Annotated in this window: 21 protein-coding genes and 1 pseudogene; 14 read left to right on the top strand and 8 right to left on the bottom strand. The window is 61.9% G+C overall.

Annotated features, from left to right (window positions below; translation table 11 throughout):
- Nucleotides 1-57 precede the first annotated feature (57 nt).
- Nucleotides 58-1,347: a putative hydroxymethylpyrimidine transporter CytX gene (gene cytX, locus HX830_RS17105; RefSeq protein ID WP_177101392.1), complete on the top strand. Its 1,290-nt coding sequence runs from the start codon at nt 58-60 to the stop codon at nt 1,345-1,347.
- Here cytX and HX830_RS17100 read toward each other — a convergent pair.
- Nucleotides 1,316-2,056: an RsiV family protein gene (locus HX830_RS17100; protein ID WP_177101390.1), complete on the bottom strand. Its 741-nt coding sequence runs from the start codon at nt 2,054-2,056 to the stop codon at nt 1,316-1,318. The two genes, cytX and HX830_RS17100, sit on opposite strands and share 32 nt — an antisense overlap.
- Nucleotides 2,057-2,263: 207 nt before the next feature.
- Between HX830_RS17100 and HX830_RS17095 the strand changes: the two genes are divergently transcribed.
- From HX830_RS17095 to HX830_RS17065, 7 genes are all read left to right on the top strand, one after another.
- Nucleotides 2,264-2,881 carry an NUDIX domain-containing protein gene (locus HX830_RS17095; RefSeq protein WP_103496879.1) on the top strand — a complete coding sequence of 206 codons (618 nt, stop codon included), beginning with the start codon at nt 2,264-2,266 and terminating at the stop codon, nt 2,879-2,881.
- Nucleotides 2,872-3,324 (top strand): DUF1249 domain-containing protein, encoded by a 453-nt coding sequence (locus HX830_RS17090; protein WP_103496876.1) that lies wholly within the window; start codon nt 2,872-2,874, stop codon nt 3,322-3,324. The genes HX830_RS17095 and HX830_RS17090 overlap by 10 nt, the downstream gene beginning before the upstream one ends.
- A gap of 136 nt (nt 3,325-3,460) precedes the next feature.
- A complete protein-coding gene (cpdA, locus tag HX830_RS17085; RefSeq protein ID WP_103496875.1) occupies nt 3,461-4,279 on the top strand; it encodes a 3',5'-cyclic-AMP phosphodiesterase in 819 nt (272 codons plus the stop codon).
- A 130-nt stretch (nt 4,280-4,409) separates the two neighbouring features.
- The gene (locus HX830_RS17080) at nt 4,410-5,018 is read left to right on the top strand and encodes a YqiA/YcfP family alpha/beta fold hydrolase (RefSeq protein WP_152737701.1); all 609 of its coding nucleotides are present in this window, start codon (nt 4,410-4,412) and stop codon (nt 5,016-5,018) included.
- Between the two features lie 61 nt (nt 5,019-5,079).
- Nucleotides 5,080-6,984, top strand: coding sequence for a DNA topoisomerase IV subunit B (parE, locus tag HX830_RS17075; RefSeq protein WP_103496873.1), 1,905 nt, complete (start codon nt 5,080-5,082; stop codon nt 6,982-6,984).
- Nucleotides 6,985-7,101: 117 nt separating this feature from the next.
- Complete coding sequence (gene parC / locus HX830_RS17070; RefSeq protein ID WP_103496872.1) at nt 7,102-9,360, top strand: DNA topoisomerase IV subunit A; 2,259 nt, start codon at nt 7,102-7,104, stop codon at nt 9,358-9,360.
- Nucleotides 9,361-9,537: 177 nt separating this feature from the next.
- On the top strand, nt 9,538-10,245 hold the full coding sequence (locus HX830_RS17065) for a PqiC family protein (protein ID WP_177101388.1): 708 nt from the start codon (nt 9,538-9,540) through the stop codon (nt 10,243-10,245).
- 53 nt (nt 10,246-10,298) lie between these two features.
- Here the strand turns inward: HX830_RS17065 and HX830_RS17060 are convergent, their stop codons facing one another.
- Together HX830_RS17060 and HX830_RS17055 are read right to left on the bottom strand one after the other, a co-directional pair.
- Nucleotides 10,299-10,985 carry an NYN domain-containing protein gene (locus HX830_RS17060; protein ID WP_177101386.1) on the bottom strand — a complete coding sequence of 229 codons (687 nt, stop codon included), beginning with the start codon at nt 10,983-10,985 and terminating at the stop codon, nt 10,299-10,301.
- 166 nt (nt 10,986-11,151) lie between these two features.
- Nucleotides 11,152-12,705, bottom strand: a complete 1,554-nt coding sequence (locus tag HX830_RS17055) for an AhpA/YtjB family protein (RefSeq protein ID WP_177101384.1) — start codon at nt 12,703-12,705, stop codon at nt 11,152-11,154.
- Between the two features lie 133 nt (nt 12,706-12,838).
- Between HX830_RS17055 and serB the strand changes: the two genes are divergently transcribed.
- Nucleotides 12,839-14,041, top strand: coding sequence for a phosphoserine phosphatase SerB (gene serB, locus HX830_RS17050; RefSeq protein WP_103496868.1), 1,203 nt, complete (start codon nt 12,839-12,841; stop codon nt 14,039-14,041).
- 6 nt (nt 14,042-14,047) lie between these two features.
- On the opposite strand, the gene HX830_RS17045 is transcribed toward serB, so the two are convergent.
- The 4 genes from HX830_RS17045 to HX830_RS17030 all read right to left on the bottom strand — a co-directional run bounded on the left by HX830_RS17045 (nt 14,048) and on the right by HX830_RS17030 (nt 19,338).
- On the bottom strand, nt 14,048-15,850 hold the full coding sequence (locus HX830_RS17045; protein ID WP_177101382.1) for a molecular chaperone: 1,803 nt from the start codon (nt 15,848-15,850) through the stop codon (nt 14,048-14,050).
- A gap of 207 nt (nt 15,851-16,057) precedes the next feature.
- A complete protein-coding gene (asd, locus tag HX830_RS17040) occupies nt 16,058-16,921 on the bottom strand; it encodes an archaetidylserine decarboxylase (protein WP_152737698.1) in 864 nt (287 codons plus the stop codon).
- A gap of 18 nt (nt 16,922-16,939) precedes the next feature.
- Nucleotides 16,940-17,755 (bottom strand): thiosulfate sulfurtransferase, encoded by an 816-nt coding sequence (rhdA, locus tag HX830_RS17035; RefSeq protein WP_177101381.1) that lies wholly within the window; start codon nt 17,753-17,755, stop codon nt 16,940-16,942.
- A gap of 44 nt (nt 17,756-17,799) precedes the next feature.
- Complete coding sequence (locus tag HX830_RS17030) at nt 17,800-19,338, bottom strand: HDOD domain-containing protein (protein ID WP_177101380.1); 1,539 nt, start codon at nt 19,336-19,338, stop codon at nt 17,800-17,802.
- Between the two features lie 210 nt (nt 19,339-19,548).
- Between HX830_RS17030 and motA the strand changes: the two genes are divergently transcribed.
- Both motA and motB read left to right on the top strand, forming a co-directional pair.
- Nucleotides 19,549-20,400, top strand: coding sequence for a flagellar motor stator protein MotA (gene motA, locus HX830_RS17025; protein WP_103496863.1), 852 nt, complete (start codon nt 19,549-19,551; stop codon nt 20,398-20,400).
- A 3-nt stretch (nt 20,401-20,403) separates the two neighbouring features.
- Entirely contained in the window at nt 20,404-21,444 is a 1,041-nt protein-coding gene (motB, locus tag HX830_RS17020; RefSeq protein ID WP_177101379.1) for a flagellar motor protein MotB, read from the top strand.
- Nucleotides 21,445-21,492: 48 nt separating this feature from the next.
- Here motB and rsgA read toward each other — a convergent pair whose 3' ends face one another.
- Nucleotides 21,493-22,524: a small ribosomal subunit biogenesis GTPase RsgA gene (gene rsgA / locus HX830_RS17015; RefSeq protein WP_103496861.1), complete on the bottom strand. Its 1,032-nt coding sequence runs from the start codon at nt 22,522-22,524 to the stop codon at nt 21,493-21,495.
- Between the two features lie 110 nt (nt 22,525-22,634).
- Here rsgA and orn point away from each other — a divergent pair, with 110 nt between their 5' ends.
- The 3 genes and pseudogenes from orn to HX830_RS17000 all read left to right on the top strand — a co-directional run.
- On the top strand, nt 22,635-23,177 hold the full coding sequence (orn, locus tag HX830_RS17010) for an oligoribonuclease (RefSeq protein WP_103496860.1): 543 nt from the start codon (nt 22,635-22,637) through the stop codon (nt 23,175-23,177).
- Nucleotides 23,178-23,261: 84 nt separating this feature from the next.
- Complete coding sequence (locus tag HX830_RS17005; protein ID WP_177101505.1) at nt 23,262-23,876, top strand: trimeric intracellular cation channel family protein; 615 nt, start codon at nt 23,262-23,264, stop codon at nt 23,874-23,876.
- Between the two features lie 137 nt (nt 23,877-24,013).
- Nucleotides 24,014-26,504: pseudogene (locus tag HX830_RS17000) on the top strand (hypothetical protein); the annotation flags it as partial.

The following is a 26,504-nucleotide window of genomic DNA, read 5'->3' as shown; positions in this document are numbered from 1 at the left end:
CGGGCAAGGACGCTCTCACGATAAAAACACCTATCTCCTTCCCTTGGGCCAACACTCTTGAACACTCCCAGCACCTACTCCCCCGATCTCGCGGTCCCCGCCGACAAGCGTGTGTTCGGCGCGCGCGATCTGTTCTCCCTGTGGTTTTCCCTCGGCATCGGCCTGATGGTCCTGCAAACCGGTGCCTTGCTGGCACCGGGCCTGGGCCTGTCCGGTTCGTTGCTGGCGATCCTCCTCGGCACCGTGGTCGGTGTCCTGCTGCTGGCCGCCGTCGGCGTGATCGGCAGCGACACCGGCCTTGCCTCCATGGCCGCGCTGAAACTCAGCCTCGGCCAGTACGGCGCCAGCCTGCCGGCGCTGCTCAACCTGCTGCAACTGGTGGGTTGGGGCGCGTTCGAAATCATCGTCATGCGCGATGCGGCGAGCCTGTTGGGCGCCCGGGCGTTCAGCGAGGGCAGCCTGTTGGCCAACCCGCTGCTCTGGACCCTGGTGTTCGGCGCGCTGGCGACCCTGCTGGCGGTCAGCGGTCCACTGACCTTCGTGCGCAAGATCCTGCGCAAGTGGGGCATCTGGCTGCTGCTGGCGGCCTGCCTGTGGCTGACCTGGAACCTCTTCGCCAAGGCCGACCTGGCGGCGCTGTGGGCGCAGGGCGGTGATGGCTCGATGCCGTTTGCCGTGGGCTTCGATATCGCCATTGCCATGCCGCTGTCCTGGTTGCCGCTGATCGCCGACTACTCGCGTTTCGGCAAGCGCGCGAAAAGCGTGTTCGGCGGCACGGCGCTGGGCTTTCTGATCGGCAACTTCTGGCTGATGAGCCTGGGCGTGGCCTACACCCTGGCGTTCGCTCCCAGCGGTGAAACCAATGCCTTGCTGCTGGCCCTGGCCGGTGCCGGGTTGGGGATTCCGCTGTTGTTGATCCTGCTCGACGAGTCGGAAAACGCCTTTGCCGATATCCACTCGGCGGCGGTCTCCAGCGGCATCCTGCTGCGCTGGAAGGTCGAGCACCTGGCCCTGACCATCGGTGTGCTTTGCACCCTCATCGCCTGCTTCGCACCCTTGGCGCAATACCAGAACTTCCTGTTGCTGATCGGCTCGGTGTTCGCGCCGCTGTTCGGCGTGGTGCTGGTGGATCACTTCATCCTGCGTGGACGCAGTGCCGCGGGCGCCTCGTCGCTGTTGCGCTGGCCGGCACTGCTGGCCTGGTTGGGCGGTGTGTCGACCTACCACCTGCTGGCCAATTTCCATCCGGAGCTGGGCGCAACCCTGCCGTCACTGGTGGTGGCAGGGTTGCTGCAAGGGCTGCTCGGTCGTGCATTCAACGTCGGGCGGGGAACAGCTCGGGCTTGAGCACGCCGTTGAGGCGCTGGTAGGGAATGCTCATTTCGATCAGGCCCATGGCGTAGGGGGCGATGGTCGTCACGTTGTACTTGAGGATCACGCCGTCGCTGGCCAGGGTGACGTTCGGGGTTTGCCGGAAGGGCCAGGACGCAATGAAGTCCTGGTCCAGCCGGTTGTTGATCTGCCAGTTGTTATGGGCGACCTTGGCCAGCTTCCAGAATGTCTCTTCCTGGCCGGGCAGCAGCATGTCCTGCAAGCTCAGGGCCTTGTGATCCTGGCGCGACCAGGTGAGGAAGCCGCGCCCCGGCATGCCGTGCTCGGCACCATCGTCCAGGTAGCTGGCGAGTTCGACGATCACCAAGCCGTCATGCTGCTCACGTACCTTGGCCTCCAAGTAGCTGCTGTGGCCGCTTTCGGCGGTGGCGAGGAATTGTTCCCGATAGAGCTTGAGCGAAGTCGGCAGCGGCGTCTCGGGCGAGGTCCGGCCCATCTGCAGCAACGCCCGCTCCACCGCTGCGTCCAGTTGCGGCTCATCGGGGAAATGCACGGTATTGATATTCACCAGCGGGCAGTCCGGATTGCTGCAGCCCGGCTTGACCTGTTCGGAAGCGTCGCTCTTGACGCTCAGCGGGGTCTTCAGGCTTGGCTGGAACAGGCTCTGGCAAGCGCCCAGGGTCAGGGCGATGAGCGTCAGCGCGGCGATTTTAAAAAACGACATGGGTGTCCTTCGTCAGCGAAAGAAAGGTCAAGTGATCGTGCTTCGACTGTCAGCGGCGTACTCGGTTCGCCACTACGCTAATTAGAGTAGGTTTCAGGGGCGCCCGTCTATCCCGGCGAGGGGAAAGGGCTGCATCATGGCACTTCGGCGCGTTAGGATGGCGCGAAGTCGAGGGAAAGCCTCGCCGCTATCACAATGGGGAACATGATGACGGACAGCACCAGGACCAGCCCGACCACAGTCGAGGTCATCCTCCGGGAGAACTGCTTCAAGGGCTTCTATCGGCTCGATCGCCTGCACCTGCGCCATGAACTGTTTGACGGCGGCATGGGCAATACGATCAATCGCGAAGTCTTTGTCCGGCACGATGCCGTGTGTGTCCTGCCCTACGATGCCCGACGCGATGAAGTGCTGCTGCTGGAGCAGTTCCGGGTCGGCGCCATGGGCAAGGCGGAGAATCCCTGGATGATCGAGCTGGTCGCCGGTCTGATCGACAAGGACGAACAACCGGAAGAGGTTGCCCACCGCGAGGCACAGGAGGAAGCTGACCTGAACCTGACGGCCCTGTGGCCGATCTCCCGGTACTTTCCGTCGCCGGGGGGCAGCAACGAATTGGTGCATCTGTACCTGGGGCGTTGCGACACCCAAGGGGCTGGCGGCCTGTACGGGTTGCCGGAAGAAAATGAAGATATCCGTGCCACGGTCTGGGCGTTCGAAGACGCTCTGCAAGCCGTGCGCGATGGGCGAATTGCCAACGCGGCGTCGATCATTGCCTTGCAATGGCTGGCGTTGAACCGCGCTGAAGTGAGGGGGCTATGGTCGTAAGTCTGTTGCGCGAACGTTATCGGGTTGACCTGGTGGGGCTGCAAGCGGCCTGCGAGGCCAACTATGCGCGCCTCATGCGGTTGCTGCCGCAGATGCGCGAGCAGCAGCGCGCGCGGCGCATTGCCATGACCCAGGGCGAGCAGATGCTCGGCGTGCTGGCGCTGGAGGTGTTGCAGGACAATCCCTACACCACCACCTTGCTGGTGCGCCAGGAACACAGCCTGCCGTGGTTGCCGGTGCCGCAGTTGCAGGTACAGGTCTACCACGACGCGCGCATGGCCGAGGTGATCAGTGCCGAACATGCCCGGCGTTTTCGCAGTATCTATCCGTATCCGAACTCGGCCATGCACCAGCCGGACGAAAAAGCCCAGCTCAATGTGTTTCTCGGGGAGTGGCTGAGTCATTGCCTGGCCTGCGGCCATGAGTTCGAGGCGATTCGCTAGGTTGTATCCGGTTAAATGTGAAGTGTGTCCGTTTCACCCATTTCCTCTTTGCCGATTCCCCGACCATAATTGCCTGCGGCGCGCTTTCCGAGCGAAGCGTGCAGAACGACCCCTCAGCATTTTGCAGGAGAGCCTCTTGCCGAGCGAATCCATTCAGTCGACCCCCGCGGACGCCGTGTTGCTCGTGCAACTGTCCGACAGCCATCTGTTTGCCGAGGCGGACGGCACGTTGCTGGGCATGAATACCCGGGACAGCCTGCAACGGGTGATCGATTGCGTGCTGGCGGAGCAGCCCGCTGTCGACCTGCTGCTGGCCACGGGTGACCTGTCCCAGGACGGTACGGTGGCGTCCTATCGGCAGTTCCGTGAGTTGAGCGAGGCGATCGACGCACCGGCGCGCTGGCTGCCCGGCAATCACGACGAGTTGCGGGAAATGGCCGAGGCCGCTCACCACAGCGATCTGCTCGAGCCGGTGGTGGATATCGGCAACTGGCGGATTACCCTGCTGGATTCCGCCGTACCGGGCTCGGTCCCCGGCTATCTGCAGGACGAACAGCTGCAGTTGCTCGCGCAAGCCCTGAGCGAAGCGCCGCAGCGCCATCACCTGGTGTGTTTCCACCATCATCCGATTTCCATCGATTGTGCCTGGATGGAGCCCATCGGCTTGCGCAATCCGGAGGCACTGTTCGCCGTGCTCGACCGCTTTCCCCAGGTTCGCGCGCTGCTCTGGGGGCATATCCACCAGGAACTGGACCGCGAGCGCAACGGCGTACGCCTGCTGGCGTCGCCTTCTACCTGCGTGCAGTTCGCGCCGGGTAGCGAGGATTTCAAGGTCGACGACAAGTCACCGGGCTATCGCTGGCTGCGCCTGCATTCGGACGGACGGCTGGAGACGGCGATTTCCCGGGTCCGCGGCTTCGATTTCGAGGTCGACTACGGCGGCACCGGCTACTGATCACTTCTTCTTAATGGGTAGGAAACGTCTCAGGGCGAGTCAGCGCGCCGGAGTCAGGCTAAACTGCGCGTCTTTGCCTGTGCGGTGCCCGGCTCCTGTGTGCGGGAGCCTGCCAATGGAGAACGCTCACATGTCCGGTTCGATCCTGTATATCCACGGTTTCAACAGCTCTCCGCTGTCGAAGAAGGCCACTCAGTTGATCCAACTGATGGAGCGCCTGGGCCTGGAAGCGCAGCTGCGGGTGCCGGCCCTGCATCATCATCCCCGCCAGGCGATACCGCAGCTGGAAGCGGCGATTGCCGAACTCGGTCGTCCACTGCTGGTCGGCAGCTCGCTCGGCGGCTACTATGCGACGTGCCTGGCCGAGCGCCATGGGCTGAAGGCGTTGCTGGTCAACCCGGCGGTGGCGCCGCACCGGATGTTCGACGGCTTCCTCGGCCCCCAGCAGAACCTCTACAGTGGCGAAACCTGGGACCTGACCCTTGATCACGTGACGGCCCTGGCCGAGCTGGAAGTCCCAGCGCCCCAGGACCCGCAACGTTTCCAGGTCTGGCTGCAGACCGCCGACGAAACCCTGGACTATCGCGCCGCCCAGCAGTATTACCGGGCCTGTGCCTTGCGTATCCAGGCCGGCGGCGATCATAGTTTCCAGGGCTTTGCCGAACAATTGCCGGCCTTGCTCAGCTTTGCCGGCATCGGTGCCGATACATACCAGGCGATCGATTTCTCGCAGCTCTGATGCCCTGAGGCGCGGAGCCCGAGAATGACCCCTATTCATAGACGACTGACGACGAGACCCCATGGCCACTCCCAGCGCTAGCTCTTATAACGCAGACGCCATCGAAGTCCTCTCGGGCCTCGACCCGGTGCGCAAACGCCCGGGCATGTACACCGACACCAGTCGGCCGAACCACCTTGCCCAGGAAGTCATCGACAACAGTGTCGACGAAGCCTTGGCCGGGCATGCGAAATCGGTACAGGTGATCCTGCACGCCGACCACTCCCTGGAAGTCTCCGACGACGGTCGCGGCATGCCGGTGGACATTCATCCGGAAGAGGGTGTGTCGGGCGTCGAGCTGATCCTCACCAAGCTCCACGCCGGCGGCAAGTTCTCCAACAAGAACTACCAGTTCTCCGGCGGCCTGCACGGCGTGGGGATTTCCGTGGTCAACGCCTTGTCGACCCAGGTGCGGGTCCGGGTCAAGCGCGACGGCAACGAATACCAGATGACCTTCGCCGATGGCTACAAGGCCACCGAGCTGGAAGTGGTCGGCACCGTCGGCAAGCGCAACACCGGCACCAGCGTGTACTTTGCGCCGGACCCGAAGTATTTCGATTCGCCGAAATTTTCCGTCAGCCGCCTCAAGCACGTGCTCAAGGCCAAGGCGGTACTGTGCCCGGGGCTGCTGGTCAGCTTCGAGGACAAGGCTACCGGCGAGAAGGTCGAATGGCATTACGAAGATGGCCTGCGTTCCTATCTGGTGGATGCGGTCAGTGAATTCGAGCGCCTGCCGGACGAACCTTTCTGCGGCAGCCTCGCCGGTAACAAGGAAGCGGTGGACTGGGCCTTGCTGTGGTTGCCGGAAGGCGGCGACAGCGTCCAGGAAAGCTACGTCAACCTGATCCCCACCGCCCAGGGCGGCACCCACGTCAACGGTTTGCGCCAGGGCTTGCTCGATGCCATGCGCGAGTTCTGCGAATTCCGCAGCCTGCTGCCGCGCGGCGTGAAGCTGGCGCCGGAAGACGTCTGGGAACGGATTGCCTTTGTCCTGTCGATGAAGATGCAGGAGCCGCAGTTCTCCGGCCAGACCAAGGAGCGGCTGTCGTCCCGCGAAGCCGCCGCCTTCGTTTCCGGGGTGGTCAAGGACGCCTTCAGCCTGTGGCTCAACGCCAACCCCGAGCTGGGCATGCAACTGGCGGAACTGGCGATCAACAACGCCGGCCGGCGCCTGAAGGCGAGCAAGAAGGTCGAGCGCAAACGCGTTACCCAAGGGCCGGCGCTGCCGGGCAAGCTGGCCGACTGTGCCGGGCAGGACCCGATGCGTGCCGAGCTGTTCCTGGTGGAAGGTGATTCCGCCGGCGGTTCGGCCAAGCAGGCGCGGGACAAGGAGTTCCAGGCGATCCTGCCGTTGCGCGGGAAGATCCTCAATACCTGGGAAGTCGACGGCAGCGAAGTGCTCGCCAGCCAGGAAGTGCACAACATCGCCGTGGCCATCGGTGTCGATCCGGGTGCGGCGGACATCAGCCAGCTGCGCTACGGCAAGATCTGCATCCTCGCCGACGCCGACTCCGACGGCCTGCACATCGCGACCCTGCTCTGCGCCCTGTTCGTCCAGCATTTCCGCCCGTTGGTGGATGCCGGACACGTCTATGTGGCGATGCCGCCGCTGTACCGTATCGACCTGGGCAAGGAAATCTACTACGCCCTCGACGAAGGCGAGCGTGACGGTATTCTCGATCGCCTGGTGGCGGAGAAGAAGCGCGGCAAACCCCAGGTCACCCGATTCAAGGGCCTGGGTGAGATGAACCCGCCGCAACTGCGGGAAACCACCATGGATCCGAATACCCGGCGCCTGGTGCAGTTGACCCTGGACGATTTCGAAGCCACTTCGGAAATGATGGATATGCTTTTGGCGAAGAAACGTGCCGGCGACCGCAAGACCTGGCTGGAATCCAAGGGCGACCTGGCCGAGGTCCTGACCTGATGCGCGGCTGTCCCGGCGGCGAACCACGGCTGCCGGGCCCGCGCCTGTTGAACACCCCCGAATTCACCAGCGCGGCGCTATCACCGCCGCGCCAGACAACGAACTGATGAGGCCCGCATGAGCGACTCCCTTGATCTCAGCCTGGATGGCGTAGAACGCCGGTCATTGGCTGACTTCACCGAACAGGCCTACCTCAACTACTCCATGTACGTGATCATGGACCGTGCGCTGCCCCATATCGGCGACGGCCTGAAGCCGGTACAGCGGCGTATTGTCTACGCCATGAGTGAGCTGGGGCTGGATGCCGACGCCAAGCACAAGAAGTCCGCGCGTACCGTCGGTGACGTGCTCGGCAAGTTCCACCCCCACGGCGACTCGGCCTGCTACGAAGCCATGGTGCTGATGGCCCAGCCGTTCAGCTACCGCTATACCCTGGTGGACGGCCAGGGTAACTGGGGTGCGCCGGACGATCCGAAGTCCTTCGCGGCCATGCGCTACACCGAATCGCGCTTGTCGCGTTACTCCGAAGTGCTGCTCAGCGAACTGGGCCAGGGCACCGCGGACTGGGTGCCGAACTTCGACGGCACCCTCGATGAACCGGCGGTGTTGCCGGCGCGTTTGCCGAATATCCTGCTCAACGGCACCACCGGTATCGCCGTGGGCATGGCCACCGACGTGCCGCCGCACAACCTGCGGGAAGTGGCCAATGCCTGTGTGCACCTGCTCGATGAGCCCAGCGCCAGCGTCGAGGACCTGTGCAAGTTCATCCCTGGCCCGGATTACCCGACCGAAGCGGAAATCATCACCCCGCAAGCCGACCTGCTGAAAATCTACGAAACCGGGCGTGGCTCGGTGCGCATGCGCGCGGTCTATCGCATCGAAGACGGCGATATTGTCGTGCATGCCCTGCCGCACCAGGTCTCCGGGGCCAAGGTGCTGGAACAGATCGCCGCGCAGATGCAGGCCAAGAAGCTGCCGATGGTCGCCGACCTGCGGGATGAATCCGACCACGAGCACCCGTGCCGTATCGTGATCATCCCGCGCTCGAACCGTATCGACCTCGACGAACTGATGCAGCATCTGTTCGCCACCACTGATCTTGAGTCCAGCTACCGGGTCAACATCAACATCATCGGCCTCGACGGCAAGCCGCAGTTGAAGAACCTGCGCGCCTTGCTGGTGGAGTGGTTGTCGTTCCGCGTCAACACCGTGCGCCGGCGCCTGAAGTTCCGCCTGGACAAGGTCGAGAAGCGCCTGCACCTGTTGGACGGCTTGCTGATCGCCTACCTCAACCTGGATGAAGTGATTCATATCATCCGCACCGCGGAGCACCCGCGGGCCGAGTTGATCGCGCGTTTCGACCTCAGCGAGATCCAGGCCGACTACATCCTCGACACCCGCTTGCGTCAGTTGGCGCGCCTGGAAGAGATGAAGTTGCGCAACGAGCAGGATGAGCTGCTCAAGGAACAGGCCAAGCTGCAAGCGCTGCTGGCCAGCGAAGCCAAGTTGAAGAAGCTGGTCCGCACCGAACTGGTGGCTGATGCGCAAACCTATGGCGACGACCGTCGCTCGCCGATTGTTGCCCGTAGCGAAGCCAAGGCCCTGTCGGAAAACGAACTGATGCCGACCGAGCCGGTAACGGTCGTTTTGTCGGAAAAAGGTTGGGTTCGCTGTGCAAAAGGCCATGATATTGATGCCACGGGCCTGTCCTACAAGGCCGGTGATGGCTTCAAGACCTCGGCGGCGGGGCGCTCCAACCAGTTCGCGGTGTTTATCGACTCCACCGGGCGCAGCTACTCGGTGGCGGCCCATACCTTGCCTTCGGCCCGTGGCCAGGGCGAGCCGCTGACCGGTCGTCTGACGCCGCCGCCGGGCGCCAGCTTCGAGTGCGTGTTGCTGCCTGAAGACGAGGCCTTGTATGTCATCGCTTCCGACGCCGGGTATGGTTTCGTGGTCAAGGGTGAAGACCTGCAGGCCAAGAACAAGGCGGGCAAGACCCTGCTGAGTCTGCCCAACGGCTCCAAGGTGATGCCACCCAAGTCGGTGGCCGACCGTGAGCAGAACTGGCTGGCGGCGGTGACCACCGAGGGCCGGCTGCTGATCTTCAAGGTCAGCGACCTGCCGCAACTGGGCAAGGGCAAGGGCAACAAGATCATCGGCATTCCCGGTGAGCGCGTGGCCAGCCGCGAGGAATACGTCACTGACCTGGCGGTGATTCCGGACGGTGCGACCCTGGTGTTGCAGGCGGGCAAGCGTACCTTGTCGCTCAAGGCCGATGACCTGGAACACTACAAGGGCGAGCGTGGCCGGCGTGGCAACAAGCTGCCACGGGGCTTCCAGCGGGTTGACGCCTTATTGGTAGAAGGTATCAGTTAAAGCGGTTTAGAGCGTTCGTTCAGCGTTTTAGCAGGAGGATCGCTACCGCGGCACTGGAGTCACGGCGCATATTCACGGATGATATGCGCCACTTGCGGCACCCGCGTGGCGGCGTGCCCGAACGAATTTTTGGATCAGACTGTGGCAGGGCCTTATGGCGGCCACCTGGATGGGATGATGACTGTTCTGCGCCTTCCTTTTATTCTGCTGCTGACGGGCCTGCTCGGCCTGGCCGGCTGCAGCGTGCACCAGCCGGTGTCCTTGTATCAGCTGGACAGCGGCACGCCGGGCCAGCCTCAGCAGAGCTCGGGGATGTCGGTGGTGCTCGGGCCGATTTCCCTGGCTGATTACCTGCAACGTGAAACCCTGCTGCAGCGCCAACCTGATGGCAGCCTGACCGCGGCGACCGACGGTCGCTGGGCCGGCAGCCTGTCGTCCGATATCAATCAGTTGCTGGTTCGCCAGCTGGCCTGGCGCCTGGACAGCCAGCGCGTGGTCCTGGCCCCGGCGATTGCCGGGAGCACCCCGGATGTGCAGGTGTTGTTGTCGATTACCCGACTGGATTCCGGCACCCATCAACCGGCGATTCTCGACGCGCAGTGGCGTTTGCTCGACCGTCGTGGGCAGGTACGGGATAACCGCATCGTCCACTTGGAACAGCAGCACACCGGCACCTCGGCGGCACAGGTCCAGGCCCAGGGCGAGCTGTTGCAGCGCCTGGCCGAGCAACTGAGCGTGGCGCTCAAGCCATTGGCCAATCAAGCGCCGCTGGTTGAAAACCGCAAGGCGGCGGCTCCGGCACCGGCCAAACAGGCCGGGCCGGAGAAGCCGAAGATCCCGATGGCTTCGCCGATTCGTACGGATATGGAAGTGTTTCGCTTCTGATTCGACACTTGGTCAGGGCCTCCGCGCCTGGCTGTCAGTGCCAGCCGCCCTCGCTACCAGTAGTCCGGTTTGATGATGGCGGGTTTCTTTGGTAGCGGGACTTTTGGCGGTAGCTGACAAGCCGCTAATTCAGTATCGCTTATAGATCGGCGTATCCAGTGCGAATGGAGTTTGAGTGATCCGGGGGCTTCCCGGGCCAACTCACCATTCTCGCTCCTGTGGGGCACGATCACTCCCAGCGTGAGCTGTGCAAAATCTGTTCTGATGGCGGCTAACGCTGGCGCGAGATCGGTATCCCCTGACACTAGAACGATTTGTCCGATTTGTAGCGGCTCTGCTTGGCAGGCCGCTCGATACATGCCCAGTGCCAGGTTCACATCCGTCTCTTTTTCCTCAAGCTGCCAGATAGCCACTTGGTCAGAGCGTGACGCTTTTTGTCCTTTGACGAATCTGGGGGCGAACCCTCTGGCAAGGCGATGATTACCGAGTACGACCGTGACCCCTTTTGTTTGCAGTGCTCGGATATAGCGGCTTTGAGCGTCATTGGATGCCTGGCCACGGGTTGCCAGTCGAGCAATGACAGGAGAGGTATAGTAATGAACCGACGCCGTTTCACAGGCCGGGTTCTGAGCCTGCAGAATGTGGGAGAGGATGGCCGGCAGGTCCAGCCACTTATAGGGCGAGCCGTGAAGAGCTCCGTAGTAGAGGTTGTACCCGTCTACGAAAAAAGCGGTACGCACAAATTCAGATCCTTGAAAACGAAAAAACCGGCTATTGGGCCGGTTTTTTCACCTGAGGCTGAGGCTGAACTTAATCGGCCCGCCAGAGGTTGAGTCGTGCGCTCAGACTACTCATTTTTGAGCAGTGGAGCAACAGCGCTTGAATCCAGGAGTGATTCAAGTTTTTTCACTGCGTCTTGGCCCGCGTCTCGTGCATTCGCGCCAGTTGCCGTTCCAGCATCGACGGATACGGCTCCATCAAGCGTTCCACGCAGCAGGCACCCTCGGGGCTGGCAATCGGCCGAATACGCGCACGCTGGCGAATCAGCGGGTCATCGCTGATGCGTCGTTCCACCAGCAGCAGGTTGCGGCTGTGTTGCGACAGCGCCAGGGCGTCCTGGGCGGTTTCCGTCAGCAGCAGGTCGATCTGGCTCAGGCCGAACAACTCATCGCCCAACGTAAGACCCAGCTGCAGTTGCAAGGTAATGCCACTGTCGGCTACCTCGATCTGCAACTGATGGCCCAGGGCCCGGAGCAGCTCGCCACAGCAGATGGCGTTGGTCAGGTAGTCATCACCGCTGTCTTCGGTGTGGAAGAGCATCAGGGTGCTGCCGTCGTTCAGCGTGTGCAGATCGCTCTCATACAACGAGGCGGCCTGGTCCAGGCAGTCGCGGTAACGGTCCAGCAGTTCCGTCAGACGCGCGCGTGGCAGGCGCCGCAACTGGTCCTGGGCACCCAGCTGTACCGCCAGCACCGCGCTGTGCTGTGGCTGGCTCGGTGCTACCGGCTGTGGTTTCACTGCCGCGCCACCCGCGGGCCGTGGGCTTTCCCGCAGGTCGGCGAACGGGTCTTCGTCGTCGTCCAGTTCGTCTTCCACGTTGCTGACAATATGCCGCGGAGCCGGCTTGGGTGTCGGCGCCGCCGCGGTCTCGTCGAAGCTCGGGTCGCGCAGGTTGCGGACCTGGAACGCCGGCTCGACGTCCTCTTCTTCCTCGACGTAGTCATTCTCGTCGTAGTCGATTTCCGGCTCCGGCTCGGGCTCCGGTTTGACCGGGGCGAAGCGCGAATGCAACTGGCGCGCGAGATCGCCGATTTCATCCTGGCGCTGGGTCGCCGGGGTGTGTTCGTCCATGTCCCGCAGCCAGACCCGCAATTGCAGCAGCGGCGTGGAGATATGCCGGCCGAGGCGCAGGCTCAAGGCCAGGGCCAGGGCCAGCAGGATCGCACTGAGAATGCCCATGCTTTGCAGGCTGATGGTCATCGGCTGTTGGAATTGCGCCATGTCCAGGCTGATGCGCAGATGCCCGGCGGTCACGTCCTGGAAGGTGATCTTGGTCTGGTACAGCCCTTCGGCTTCACCCAGCAGGCCGTTTTTCGGACGCTGGCCGGCTTCGGCGAGGATGCGGTTATCCACGCTGTAGATGGCCGCGTGGGCCACCAGCGGGTTCTTCGTCAGGTTGTTCAGCAGCACGTTGAGGCTGAGGATGTCGTTGGAGACCAGCAGTTCCGTGGCAGAGGTGGCCGTCTGGGTGGTCAGGCTCTGGCCGAGGGCATCGGCCTGCTGGTGCATGGCTTCCTTGAACTGCAATCCCATCACGCAGGCGTAGATGACCAGCGCCAGCGCGACGAGGATCACGTTGTGGCTGGCGATGCGCAAGGCGAGCGGTACACGGCGGTGACGCAAGGCCCGGAAGATCAGCAGGAAGAAGTTATCGGTTTTGACTGGCGTGGGCCGGTTCACTGAGCGCGGCTCTTTTGTCCGTGAAGTTGACGCGCAGTATAGCGAGAGGCCCTAGACCGGCAAAGCGCTGGCTGTGCCCGATGGTCAGTGAAAGTGGGTAGAATGCGTTTTTTTTAACGAGCGGGGGTGCGCTTTGCGCGAAATCGTCCTGATCAGCATCACCGGAGAGGACCGTCCGGGTCTGACCGCAGCCATTACTGGCGTGCTGGCACAAGGTGCTGTGAACATTCTCGATATCCGCCAGGCGGCTATCCACGGCAGTCTGGCGTTCGGCATCCTGGTCGAGTTTGCGGACGCCGCGCGGGCCGCGTCGATACACCTGGACATTGAGGCCAGCCTGCCCGGGCGCGCGCAGCAGGTGCGTTTCAGTCGGTTTTCCGAGGCTGAGCATCAGGACTGGTTGGCGACATCGGGCGGCAAGCGCCATGTCGCGACCCTGATGAGCCGCCAGGTCACCGCCGAGCAGTTGCAGCGGGTGATTGCGATCACGGCGCGCCACGGTCTGGAAGTCGAGCGGATCGACCGTTTGTCGGCGCACACGCCGTCCGCCGCACCGTCGGCCCTGAGCAAGAGCTGCTTCGAAGTCTCTCTGAACGGCGAACTGACCGATCCGCAAGCCTTGCGCCGCGAGTTCCTGAACGCGGCCCAGGAGCTGAATGCCGATATCGCCCTCCAGGAAGACTCGCTGTTCCGTCGCCACCGTCGCCTGGCGGTGTTCGACATGGACTCGACCCTGATCGAGGCCGAAGTGATCGACGAACTGGCCAAGGCGGCCGGCGTGGGCGAACTGGTCTCGGCCATCACCGAGCGGGCCATGGCCGGCGAGCTGGATTTTCGCGCCAGCTTCAAGGAGCGCCTGGCGCTGCTCAAGGGCCTCGACGTCAGTGTGCTGGACGCCATCGGCGCCTCGCTGCGCCTGACCGAAGGCGCCGAAGTACTGTTCGCCGAGTTGAAGCGCCTGGGCTACAAGACCGCAATCCTGTCGGGCGGCTTCACCTATTTCGCCAAGCAATTGCAGGCGAAGCTGGGTATCGATTATGTCTTCGCCAACGAACTGGAAGTGGTGGACGGTAAATGCACGGGCGTGGCCATCGAGCCGATTGTCGATGCCCAGCGCAAGGCCGATTTGCTGCGTGAGCTGGCCGAGAAGGAAGGCCTGAGCCTGGAGCAGACCATCGCGGTCGGTGACGGCGCCAATGACCTGCCGATGCTGGCGATTGCCGGATTGGGCGTGGCGTTCCGCGCCAAGCCGCTGGTCAGGCATTCGGCCAAACAGGCGATCTCGACCCTGGGCTTGGATGGGGTGTTGTATCTGCTGGGTGTGCGGGATCGCTGAAGCCGGCTACAGGATTTTCCACAGCGAGCCGAAGTCGTCTTCGGCAACGCCCAGGCCACCGGCACTCGGATCGGTCTTGGGTGTCACCGGCTGTTCGAGCAGGCGGTACTCGAACTGATTGAAGCTGCCGGTGCTGGCCAGACGCTTGTTCAGCCCGGCCCGGCGTTCTTCACCGTTGCTGTTGATGATCACCTTGTGTCCTTCCTGGAACGGCAGGCGTGGCGCCAGCAGCGTGGCCGGTACGCCGATGGCGCTGATTTCCGGCAACAGCAGGGCCCGCAGGTACTGACTGTGGCCTTCGCCGCCGCGCAACAGTTGCAGGCCGCAAGGCTGGGCATGGGGCGCCACCAGCTCGATGCCCATCTGCGTGCCGCCGCTGCGCACCTGGCGGATCCAGCGCACCACGGCGACACTCCAGCCCTGGCTTGAGGGGTCCTGGACCCCGACCATTTCCCCTGCCTGCAATTGCGCGGGCACTTCCTTGGGCCAGGCCAGGCAGTAGCCGCCGGGGCTGTGGTTGATGATCTGCAGGCCATGGGTCGGGAAATCTTCGGCGCTATTGAAAGCGGCCTGGCTGCTGTCGGCATCACTGACGTGATACTGGATTTCCTCGTAAGGCAGCAGGGTGTCGGCGCTGCCGGCGCGCTGGGCGTCGAAGGCGTGGTTCCAGGCATCCTTTTCCGCGCTGTTGGACAACTGCACGGTGAATTGCGCGGCCTTGCTGGCCGTCGGGATCTTGAGGATATCGCTGAAGGAGCGCTGGCCGCCGAGGTAAAAGTGCAGCGCGCTCATGCCGACACACAGGGTCACGGTGCCCTGGCCCGGGGTGCGCTGGAAGGTTCGTTCGGCGGCTTCGCCCCAGGCGGCGCTGAGGTGTTGCAGTACGTCGAGGCTCAAACCGCTGGGGACTTGCAGGCGCGACTGGCCGCGCAGGTCGGCGGGCAGCGCGAGGTAGTCCTTGATGGCTTCGACCAGGGGCAGCGTGTCGATGCCGATCAGGTTCGGCAGTTGCTCGACCGCGAACAGCGACGTGTAGCGTGGCGGCGCGTCGCTTCCGGGTGCCACGGCGAACAGGCTTGAAGCCAGCTCGGCGCCTTGCAGCTTGACCTGTGCACTCCAGGGTTCAAGGACCTCGGCCAGTCGGGCAATGTTGTTCTGGCGCATCTGGTTGCTGCGCGCGCACCCCAGCAGCAGGGCGACAATATAGGTGTTCTCGACGCTCAGGGGCAGCGGCTGGCTGGCCTGCTCGTCGAACACCGGGGTGTTCTGCACCTGATGGGCAAGGGCCACCTGATAGAGCTGGTGCACCTCGAACCAGAGGCTTTCCGGTACCGGACAATAGAGCTGGCTGGCGCGCACCAGCGGGCCGTTGAGGCAATGCAGCGCCCGTTGCAGGGCGGTGGTCAGCAGGGTGCGGTCCTTGCCACCCTTTGAGGCCACGCGCATGGCGATCTGCTTGTAGCCGATGGCCAGGTGGTTTTGCAGGGCCTGGCAGAGATTGGCGACTTTTCTCGGGCGTTCGTCGAGGACGATGGACTGGTTGAGAAAGTGTCGTTCCAGGTGCTTGCAGACGTAGTACACCTCGGGGCGCAGCAGTTCCAGCAGCTGCAGGCGGTTTTCGCTGGGGGTGAGCAACAGGTTGAGTTCGCCCAGGCCCTGATACAGCAGGCGAGCGGTTTCCCCGAGATTGGCTTTCGGCAGGCCGGCGATCCAGCGCTTGAGGTCGCGCGGTGTCGCATCGCAGAAAGACAGGCTCAACTGCGTAGGCGTCGGTGCGCGCAACAACAGATGGGGACTCGGATTGCTCATGTAGCGGTCCAGCTCCGGCAGCGAAACAACCCGGGCCCACTACAGGCCAGGATGACAAAAAAACGATAGCAAAATAATGCCACACCTCTAGCAGGGCCGCGGGACATTTGCAGCCTTACCGGTCCAATCCGACTGTGACCCGTTGTCCCTGCCCTGGTCTTTCGGGCTTGCGAAGGCAGCTCGCAAGCCGTAAAGATCCAGTGTACATCAGGCCTGGACGGGAGCGCCGAGGCCTTGGCCCATGCGCACGGGCGAGCCCGCGACCAGCCCTTCAGTCCATTGTACCTGCTGTGGCCCGAACAGCACGATGGCGGTGGAGCCCAGTTTGAAACGGCCCAGTTCGGCGCCTTTTTCCAGATGAATGGGCTGGCGCGCGGCTTCGTCGTAGCGCACGGTTTTCAGTTCGCGCTTGGGCGGTGTGACCAACCCGGCCCAGACGGTTTCGATCGAGGCGACGATCATCGCACCGACCAGGACCACGGCCATCGGCCCGCGCTCGGTATCGAACAGGCAGACCACACGTTCATTACGGGCGAACAGCTCCGGGACGTTTTCCGCCGTGGTCTGGTTGACCGAGAAAATCCGGCCCGGCACGTAGACCATTTCCCGCAGAGTGCCGGCCAGGGGCATATGCACCCGGTGGTAGTCCTTCGGTGACAGATAGATGGTGGCGAAGTCGCCGCCCATGAACGGTGCGGCGGCGACCGCGTCGCCACCGAGCAGTTCCAGCACGCTGTAGCTGTGGCCCTTGGCCTGGAACACCCGGCCGTGTTCGATCGGACCGAGCTGGCTGACCGCACCGTCCGCCGGGCAGAGAATCGCCCCCGGGGTTTCATCCAGCGGCCGCGCGCCGTCTTTCAAGGCGCGGGTGAAGAAAGCATTGAAGTGCTCGTAGGCGGTCAGGTCTTCGACCAGCGCCTGGGACATATCCACCTGGTAGCGCTTGGCGAACCAGGCGGTAAAGGCGTTCTTGAACCAGCGCACGCGGCATTCGGCGATGCAGCCGGCCAGGCGCGACAGCAGGTGATGGGGCAGCAGGTACTGGCTGAGGATGAACAAACGCTTTTTCATCAAGAATCCTTGGAAATTTCAAATCTCTACGGGGGTGTCGGGGTGGTTGCCCCATTCGCCCCAGGAGCCGGCATAACCTTTGACGCGCGGGTAACCGAGCGACTTGGCGACCAGATAGGTAAAGCCAGAGCGATGGTGGGTCTGGCAGTGGGTGATCACTTCCTTGTCCGGGGTGATGCCCAGGTCGGTGAGGATCTGCGGCATGTCGCGGCGGATGCGCAACTGGCGCTCCTTGTCCATGCCGGCGGTCCATTCGAAGTTCACCGCGCCGGGGATGTGCCCACCCTTGGCCGCGAGGACTTTCTCGCCGCTGTATTCCAGCGGGCCGCGGGCGTCCCAGATGGCCAGGTCGGCGGCACCGAGGCGGCTTTGCAGGTAGTCGCGGGTGGCGGTGGGTTCGTCGTGCAGGGTCAGGGTGACGGGGCCGCCGACGCTCGCGGGGATGTCGCCGTCGACGGGCAGGCCTTCGCCCAACCAGGCGTGCAGGCCGCCATCCAGATAGTGGTAACGGCTGTGACCGATCACGTCCAGCAGCCAGATAAAGCGTCCGGCCCAGCCGCCGCCTTCGTCGTCATAGACCACGTAGACCGCGTTCGGGTTATGCCCCAGTTCGCCGAACAGCGCTTCGAGCAGTGCCTGCGGCGGCATCAGGCCGGGGGCCGGTGGCTGGCCCAGTTGGGTGCGCTTGGGATCGACGAAGCGGGCCCCGGGAATATGCCCGCTGGCATAACGGGCGCTGCTGGTCAGGTCCACCAGGATCAGCTCGGGGGCGCCGAGGCGGGGCAGCAGGTCGCCGGGCTCGATCACCAACGGCAAGCCAGAGAAGTCAGGCATGTGAGGTCTCCAGGGCGCAAAAAAGGGAAGATTGTAACGCAGCGTCAGGCGCCACGGTTGGTAAAGGCGTGCAGCGCCTTCTCGATGCACTGTGCGGTTTTGCCGAAGGCCTGCACGGTCATTTCCGAGAAGGGCCCGCCGCCCTGGTCGGCCACCACCAGCATGATCACCCGGCCATTGTTGCTCAGGGAGCGCAGCAGCAGGTGTTCGCCGGGAAACTGTGCCCGCAGGTTGCCGGGCAGCAGGGCGGAGAACTGGGCGTTGTTGGCCGGGGTCAGGCGAATCTGCGCCGGCTGGCTCAGCAGTCGTTGCAGGACCGGGCTCGAGCTGACCTGCAGCACCAGGCTGGCCGACTCTTTCGCCAACCCGGCGATCTGGTGCGCCCGCAGGGTGCTCTGGGTCCGGTCGGCCATCAGGATCATCACCCGGCGCATACCGCAGGTGCTCAGGGCGTCGCGGGCGATGCCGGTCAGGTGCATGGCATTGGTGAACCGGCTGGGTTCGGCGAGCAGTTCGGCGCAGTGTTTGCGCCAGAGGGCCAGGGCTTCGGGTGAAGGATCCACTGCCGGTAGCAGGCCGCTGTGGACGCGGCGCATGCTGCCGCGCCAGATCAGGGCTTCGGCCGGGTGCCAGAGATCCGGCATGCTGTGCTGGTTGGCGCTTTGTGCCGCCTGCTGGTGCAGTTGCTGCTGCAACTCATCCATGGGCTGTTGCAGGTACAGGCTGGTCAGGTATTGCCAGCGCAGATGGTGCGGACTGTCCCAGGCCTGTTGCGCCGAGAGGGCCAGGCCGTTGGCCAGCAGCACCGTGTTGGATGGCTGGTTGAGCCAGCGGCGTAGCTCCGGATCGGCGTCGAGCTGCTGTTGCTGGTGCAGGCGGTGCTCGCTGTCACGGGCGATGTGCAGCGCCCTGGCCAGGGTACGCAATTCGGTTTTCAGCAGATGATAGCCCTGGGTCACCCAGTTCGGCAGGCGCCAGATATCGGCCATTGCCTGGCACAGGTCGAGCAGGCGTACGCCGAACAGTTCCTGTTCGACGGCCGCGGCCGATTCATTCTTGTGAATCACCCGCAGCTCCCAGTCTTCGAGCAGGTTGGGATGTGTCAGGGCCAATGGCCAGAGGGGCGAGAGAAACAACAGGCTGCCCCAATGGATGTCCTGCCAGAGCCGCGCCAGGCGCGCGGCGAACAGGCCGTTGGCCTGTTGGCTGGCGTGCTGGCTGATCAGTTGGAGCTGACGCAGGGCGATGGGAATCTCTTCCGGTGCCTTGGCCGGCAGGCGCGCCAGCAGTTCCTCGGTGCGTTTCAAGCCCAGGCGATTGATCGCCACCTCAAGGTTCTCCGCAGGCTCGGTCATGCTGCCATGGGTGTGCTGGTTGGCCTCGCAGATCACACTCAGCGCCAGGGCCGGGCTGTCCTGCATAAGCTCGGCGATATCGCGCAATGAGCTGCGATTGTCGCGAATGGCGCGGCAGACCCGGTCGTGACTGTCCTGGGGGACGGGCAAACGCACGGCTTGCAGCAGCTTGACCCAGCCCTGCAGTGTGTTGGGTTTTTGTGTGGAGACAGTCGTTTCGTTAGCCATATTCGAGCGCGATCATCATCACTGTTAACGGGCCCGTAATGGGCTGGGTAGGCGCCGCGCAATCGACCGTGCAAGCTGGCACATGGCCGGTTTTCTGGCTTTTCGCCTGAACTGGCTATAGTCTGGCGCAGATTCGCCGATAAGGAGAAGAAGAGATTTATTAACTTCCGAATATGACCTTGAACCCGACTCAGTAAGTGCTCTCTACCTATGGCTAAAATTATCGGCATCATCGTCGTATTCGCGAGCGTGCTCGGCGGGTACGTGCTTTCCCACGGCAAGATTGCCGCGCTGATCCAACCCTTCGAGGTGATGATCATCGGCGGTGCGGCCTTCGGTGCGTTCCTGCAGGCCAACCCGGGCTACATGACGATGCACGTGGTCAAGAAATCCTTGAGCATGTTCAGTTCGCGGTTTACCCACACCTTCTACCTCGAGGTCCTGGGGCTGATCTACGAGATCCTCAACAAGAGCCGTCGCGAAGGCATGATGGCGATTGAAGGTGATATCGAAGACGCTGCCGCCAGCCCGATCTTCGCCAAGTATCCGGCGGTGCTCAAAGACGAGCGCATGACCGCGTACATCTGCGACTACTTGCGGATCATGTCTTCCGGCAACATGGCGCCCCATGAACTCGAAGGGCTGTTCGACATGGAGCTGTTCTCCATGAAGGAAGAACTCGAGCATCCGGCCCATGCCGTGACCGGCGTCGCCGATGCCATGCCCGGCTTCGGTATCGTCGCGGCGGTACTGGGGATCGTGGTGACCATGGCCTCCCTCGGTGAGGGCGACCAGAAGTCCATCGGCCTGCACGTAGGCGCGGCACTGGTGGGTACCTTCTTCGGTATTCTCGCCGCCTACGGTTTCTTCGGTCCATTGGCGACTTCCCTGACCCACGATGCCAAGGAAGAGCTGAACATCTACGAAGCGATCAAGGCTTCCCTGGTGGCCTCGGCTTCCGGCATGCCACCGTCGCTGGCGGTGGAGTTCGGGCGCAAGGTCCTGTATCCGAAGCACCGTCCCAGCTTCGCCGAGCTGGAACAAGCGGTTCGCGGTCGCTGAGTCATGGAAAACAATCAGCCGATCATAATCAAGCGCGTCAAGCGCTTTGCCGGTGGGCATCACGGCGGCGCCTGGAAAATCGCCTTCGCCGACTTCGCGACGGCGATGATGGCGTTCTTCCTGGTGCTGTGGCTGCTGTCCACCGCGACCCCGGAACAGAAGATCGCCATCGCCGGCTATTTCAAGGACCCGATCGGCTTCTCCGAGAGCGGTACGCCCTACATCATCGACCTGGGCGGTTCGCCGGTGCTGGCACCGGACAAGACCCTCAACCCGGAAGTCAAATCCCAGCCGCAACCGGACAAGGTCACGGTCGACACCGATCAGGTCGAGAGCATGGCCGAGCAGGTGGAGAAAGAGCGCCTGGAATTGCTGATGCAGGAGCTGCATAAAAAGGTTGATGAGAGCCCTGAACTGCAGAAGTTCAAGGACCAGATCAAGTTCGAGATCACTCCGGATGGCTTGCGTATCCAGATCATGGACGCGGAAAACCGGCCGATGTTCGACTCCGGCAGCGCGCGCCTGAAGCCTTACTTCGAAGACATCCTGCTGGCCATGGCCGACACCATCAAGGCGGTGCCGAACAAGATCAGCGTCAGCGGTCACACCGATGCCAAACCCTACGCCGGCACCGGCGACTTCGGTAACTGGGAGTTGTCGGCCAACCGTGCCAACGCGGCCCGGCGTGCCCTGGTGGCCGGCAGTTATCCGGACACGCAAGTGGCGCGGGTGGTGGGTTACGGTTCGTCGACGCTGTTCGACAAGGCCAATCCATTCAATCCGGTCAACCGCCGTATCGATATCGTGGTCTTGACCAAGAAGGCGCAGAAGGCCATTGAAGGCGAGCAGGGCTCGGATGAGGCCCCGACGGCCCCGACCCCGACCGAGGGCCAGGGCGCACCGGGTGAAGTGCCCGCCGATCCGAACGCGTTGCCGGCGGACAAGCAACCGCTGCCGGCTCATGAGCTGCGGCAACGCTTGAACATCTTCGAGGACGGTGTGCTGAAGATGGATGAGCCGGGCAAGCCCAAGACAGGCTCATAAGTCAGACAACAAGGCCGCGATGATCGCGGCCTTGTTGTTTCGGTCAACTCAATAGCTGTCTTGCGGCAGGCTGGCGATGATCGAGCGGTAGCTGTTCATCCGCTGCTGCTGCACACGGCCGTCTTCCAGGGCCTTGAGCAGGGCGCAGCCGGGTTCGCGATCATGTTTGCAATCGCGGAAGCGGCAGGTGCCGATCAGGTCGTTGAACTCGATAAAACCCGCCTCGACATCGGCGCGGCTTACGTGACCCAGGCCGAACTCGCGAATCCCCGGGGAGTCGATCAGCTCACCGCCGCCGGGGAAGTGGAACAACCGCGCGGTGGTGGTGGTATGGGTGCCCTGGCCGGACAGCTCGGAGAGCGGGCCGACACGGGTGTCCACTTCGGGCAGCAGGCTGTTGACCAGCGAGGACTTGCCGACCCCGGACTGGCCGACAAACACACTGATGCGCCCGTCCAGTTGTTGCTGGAGCTGCTCCATGCCGTTGCCGTGATGGGCCGACACTTCGAGCAATGGATAACCCAGTTGCCGATAGACCGCCAGCAACGCATTCAGCGCCGGGGCATTCTGCTCGTCGATCAGGTCGAACTTGTTCAGCAGCAGCAGCGGTCGGATACCGGCATGCTCGGCCGCCACCAGGTAGCGGTCGATCAGGTTGGCATGGGGCTCGGGCAGCGGCGCGAAGACAATCACGATCATGTCGACGTTGGCCGCCACCGGCTTGAGCTGGCCACGGCTGTCCGGGCGCTTCAGTTCGGTGGTGCGCGGCAGTTGCGCGACGATCACGCCGATGCCCTGGTTGCCGGCACGCCAGACCACCTGGTCGCCGGTGACCAGCGCCGGCAGGTTGGCCCGCAGGTGGCAGCGGAACACCTGGCCCTTGAGCTCGCCTTCCAGCGCCTCGACTTCGACCTGCACGCCGAAGTGCGCGATCACCAGGCCCGTCTGCTCGGCCCCCAGGTCGCCGCCTTCCAGTGCCTCGACGGCCTGGGATTCGCGTTTGGCGGCGCGTGAGGCGCGTTCGCCCTGGATCTTTTCGATGCGCCAGTTCTGGCGGCGGTTGAGCTGGCGTTTGGCCATGGGTGTTCCGTGTCGTTGAATCGGCGGGGAGGGTCAAGCGGTCGCGAGTTTAGCACGCCCGGCAAGCGCGGCCTGCGCTAAACTGTGCGGCTACGCCGAGGAGCCAACCCATGCAAAACCCACAGAACCTGATCTGGATCGACCTGGAGATGACCGGCCTGAACCCGGACACCGACGTCATCATCGAAATGGCGACTATCGTCACCGACAGCGACCTCAACACCCTGGCCGAAGGTCCGGTGATCGCGATCCATCACAGCGATGCGATCCTGGCCGGCATGGACGAGTGGAACACCCGTCAGCATGGCGGTTCGGGCCTGACCCAGCGCGTGCGTGACAGCCGTATCGACATGGCCGAAGCCGAGGCGCAGACCATCGCCTTCCTGGAGCAGTGGGTGCCCAAGGGCAAGTCGCCGATCTGCGGTAACAGCATCTGCCAGGATCGACGCTTTCTCGCGCGTCATATGAAGGCCCTGGAAAACTATTTCCACTACCGCAACCTGGACGTGTCCACCCTCAAGGAATTGGCCGCACGCTGGGCGCCGGAAGTGCGTGACAGCTTCCAGAAGGGCAGCACGCACCTGGCACTGGACGATATTCGCGAGTCGATCGCCGAGCTGCAGCACTACCGCAAGCACTTCATCAAGTTCTGAGTCACACCGATGATTAGCGCGCTGCGCCCTTTTGGGGCGCGGCGCAAATCAGTAGACTGCCGGCCTTCACCTGCCCGGATCGCCATCATGTTGCTGATGCTCTACCTCGTCGCCATTACCGCTGAAGCCATGACCGGTGCCCTGTCGGCCGGACGTCGTGGCATGGACTGGTTCGGCGTGGTGCTGATCGCCTGTGTCACCGCCCTCGGCGGCGGTTCGGTGCGCGACGTGTTGCTGGGGCATTACCCGCTGACCTGGGTCAAGCACCCTGAGTATCTGGTACTGACCTCGGTCGCGGCCTTGGTGACGGTGTTTATCGCGCCGTTGATGCGTCACTTGCGTTCACTGTTCCTGGTGCTCGATGCCCTGGGCCTGGTGGCCTTTACCCTGATCGGCTGCATGACCGCCCTGGAAATGGGGCAAGGCATGATGGTGGCTTCGGTCAGTGGGGTGATCACCGGGGTGTTTGGTGGAGTACTGCGAGATATTTTCTGCAACGATATTCCCCTGGTCTTCCGCCGTGAACTCTATGCCAGCGTCTCGTTCGCCGCCGCCTGGTGTTTCCTGGGTTGTACCTATTGGCAGTTGCCCAGCGAACAGGCGATTCTGATCACACTGTCCGGTGGTTTTCTGCTGCGCTTATTGGCCATTCGCTTTCACTGGGAAATGCCGAAGTTTGTTTATAACGATCAGGCCTGATAGTGGACCTATATATCTATTGTTTGATCTCTTATTGTTGATCTGTTTCGCAGGCATCGGATCAATAAATTCCGTTTTTATTTAGAAAAGGACTGCGCGTAGCCTTGTGACTCATCAGGAGTAATAAGGATATTGCGATGCTTGAGTCTTTTCCACCTGGCAGCCTCCCTTCGCGCCCCCTTGCGCAGGGCGGAAAGCTACTGTTCGACCCGGACCTGAATCACTATGAGATTTCGGGTGGTGTCTTGAACAAAGACAGCCTGATCTATCTGGAAACGGTTCGGCGCACGTTGAAGAAGTATGATGTTTCTTTACCGGGTCTTTACCTGCAGGATAGGGAAGTCTATGCGGCCCTGGGCGAAAAGGCCTATCTCCTGGGGCGGATTTATACGCAAGGAGTGAATGAGCAGCGCATTATTTATCCTTGCTTTAGAGATCGTTTTGTATTCGATTTCATGCAGGAAATATCGACCTTTTCTCTCTGGAAAGAAATGACTGAGGAGTCAAGGGCGGAGTATGCAGATCTCAAGTCGAAATTGATAAAGGCGCCCGCCGCCGAAGAGCAGCGGATCAACTTTGTGCTGACCCAGGATTTCACGACCCAGGCCAGTCTGGAGGGTGGGGATTTCAGGGGAAAAAAAGAAGAGCTGGGGTTTCTGAATGGACTGCTTTCTCTTTATCAGGTGGGCGTCGCACAGGCGAGGATGAGGGCATTGCGAGGGGTGGTCCTGACGGATGCCGGGGTGTCGACTACGAAAAACAGTCGACGCAAGCGAGCCGTCGGGCATTCGTTGAATCTCCTGGTGGGTGATGATGTTGCCGATATCAGGCTCTATCAGGTTATCGCTTCGCAAAGTGTTACCGACCGTGCGTCCATGCAGTTGCTTTCCACCTACTACAGGCGATGGAAAGGGCGTATCAAGACACGGAAAAACTTTATTGACTTTTTGTCAGCCATCAATCTTCGCTCAATTCCCCTTGGTTACCTTAGCGGGCTTCACCAATTAACGGCATTGAGAGAGCATAACCTGGCCCAAACGCTTCTTTCTCTACCTAACGTAAACTCTGCTGAATGGCGGCGGGTGTTGCTCAGTGTCCACGAGGAGTTTACGACGCTTAGAGGAAGAATCCTGGCCGGTATACTCAGTCCTGGCGCTCGTCCGTATTTAACCTGGGACGCGGCTTATACCCTGAGCAATAGCCGTCTGCTGATAGGCTATGCTTCTTCCACCACGGGGGGCCTGCCTTTTGATGGGGTTCTCAACATTATAGGGCATGGCATCGATATAGAGAGCCGTGTGCTCGGGGATGCAGAAAAGGTCGCGGGTTGGCTATACAGCAATTTACTCGCGACCTATGCCGAGGCCGGGTTTAAAAAATTAAAGGTTGTCAACTTTCAGTCTTGCCATATTTCTCAAAGTCTGGCCACCCACATCACGCTTCTTCTTCTGGAGAAGGCGCTGCCTCATTTTGAAACGGACAAGATTCCCAATGTGCTTGTCGTCAGCAGTCCCACCGCGCCTCTTGTATTAACCGCCGAGCCACCCCTCGGACATCTGTCGAGTCGCTGGCAAGCGCAATATCTGGTTTTTCCGGGTCACGTTCTCAAGGCGTTCAGGTATCTCATCAATACCTACCCCACTATTCAGTTGGCGGTCAAAGAACATTTTGAATGGCCGGGTCATGATCCCGATTTGAGTAATCCTTCATTCATTGAGTACTTGAGGAGTACCAATGTTCTCAAGGTGAGTCGGATATCTCCCATCGCCGGTTCTGAGCTGGAAAACGTATCGCTCAGGTATTTGAGGGGGGTTGTAACGGAGTATTTTAATGTTCGGCAGCGCGGTGTTGATGAATATACCCGGCTCATCAGCGAACATTTTCCCGAAAACGTTGACGCAATTCGCTCATTGGTCACGGTCGCCTCTATAGCGGAGGGATCACAGTTATTGCCCGTCGGTGAAGTCAAGACAATCAGAAAAGTAGTGTTTTTTCTGGCGAGTTTGAAGCTGGCCAGGGCGCGACGTGATTTCGTGGGCGGCTATAATCTGTATACAAGCACGAAATTAAAATTTCTGATCGACCCTTATGATCCTGTCGGTCCGTTAAAAATAAGGAGTTTTACGGATGTGATTTTCAGGCTGTGTGGTAGCCCGGTACCTAGCAGCGAGACGAATTACCAGCTTGCTTACAGGAAGATGTTTTTACTCGATAAGCAGGATTACTTCGAGATGACCAACATCAATATCGATGCGGCCGCTCGTGAGTTTTTCAAGAATATACCCTATGTCAATTTCACTCCGGCGGTGTTCCATTCTTTTCAAGAGGCGAGTCCGCAGTCGAATACTATCGTGGTGGACGCGGCCCTGCGACAGGGCCTTGTGGGTAGCGAACAGTTTGGCGTGTCGACGCGAGACCTGAGAGCGCTGCTCGAATCAGGTGAGGAAAACAGAATTCTTCCCGCCATCGATCAGCTGGAAAACAGCCTGAAACGCAAGAAGGCACTGGTGCAGGACTCGACGTCCTTGAGAAGCTTACAAGAAACCCAGGAAAACCTCGGTCGTGCCAAGACCGCCATCGAGAAAAAGCAGCTGTCTCCCGCCGTCCTGAAGACCAGCGCCCGCGTGG

Origin of the sequence: Pseudomonas gingeri, from assembly GCF_013385425.1 — a bacterium.
Taxonomy (GTDB): Bacteria; Pseudomonadota; Gammaproteobacteria; order Pseudomonadales; family Pseudomonadaceae; genus Aquipseudomonas; species Aquipseudomonas gingeri_D.
Note: the sequence above shows the minus strand (reverse complement) of the source record. Positions and strands in the feature narration are given on the sequence as shown.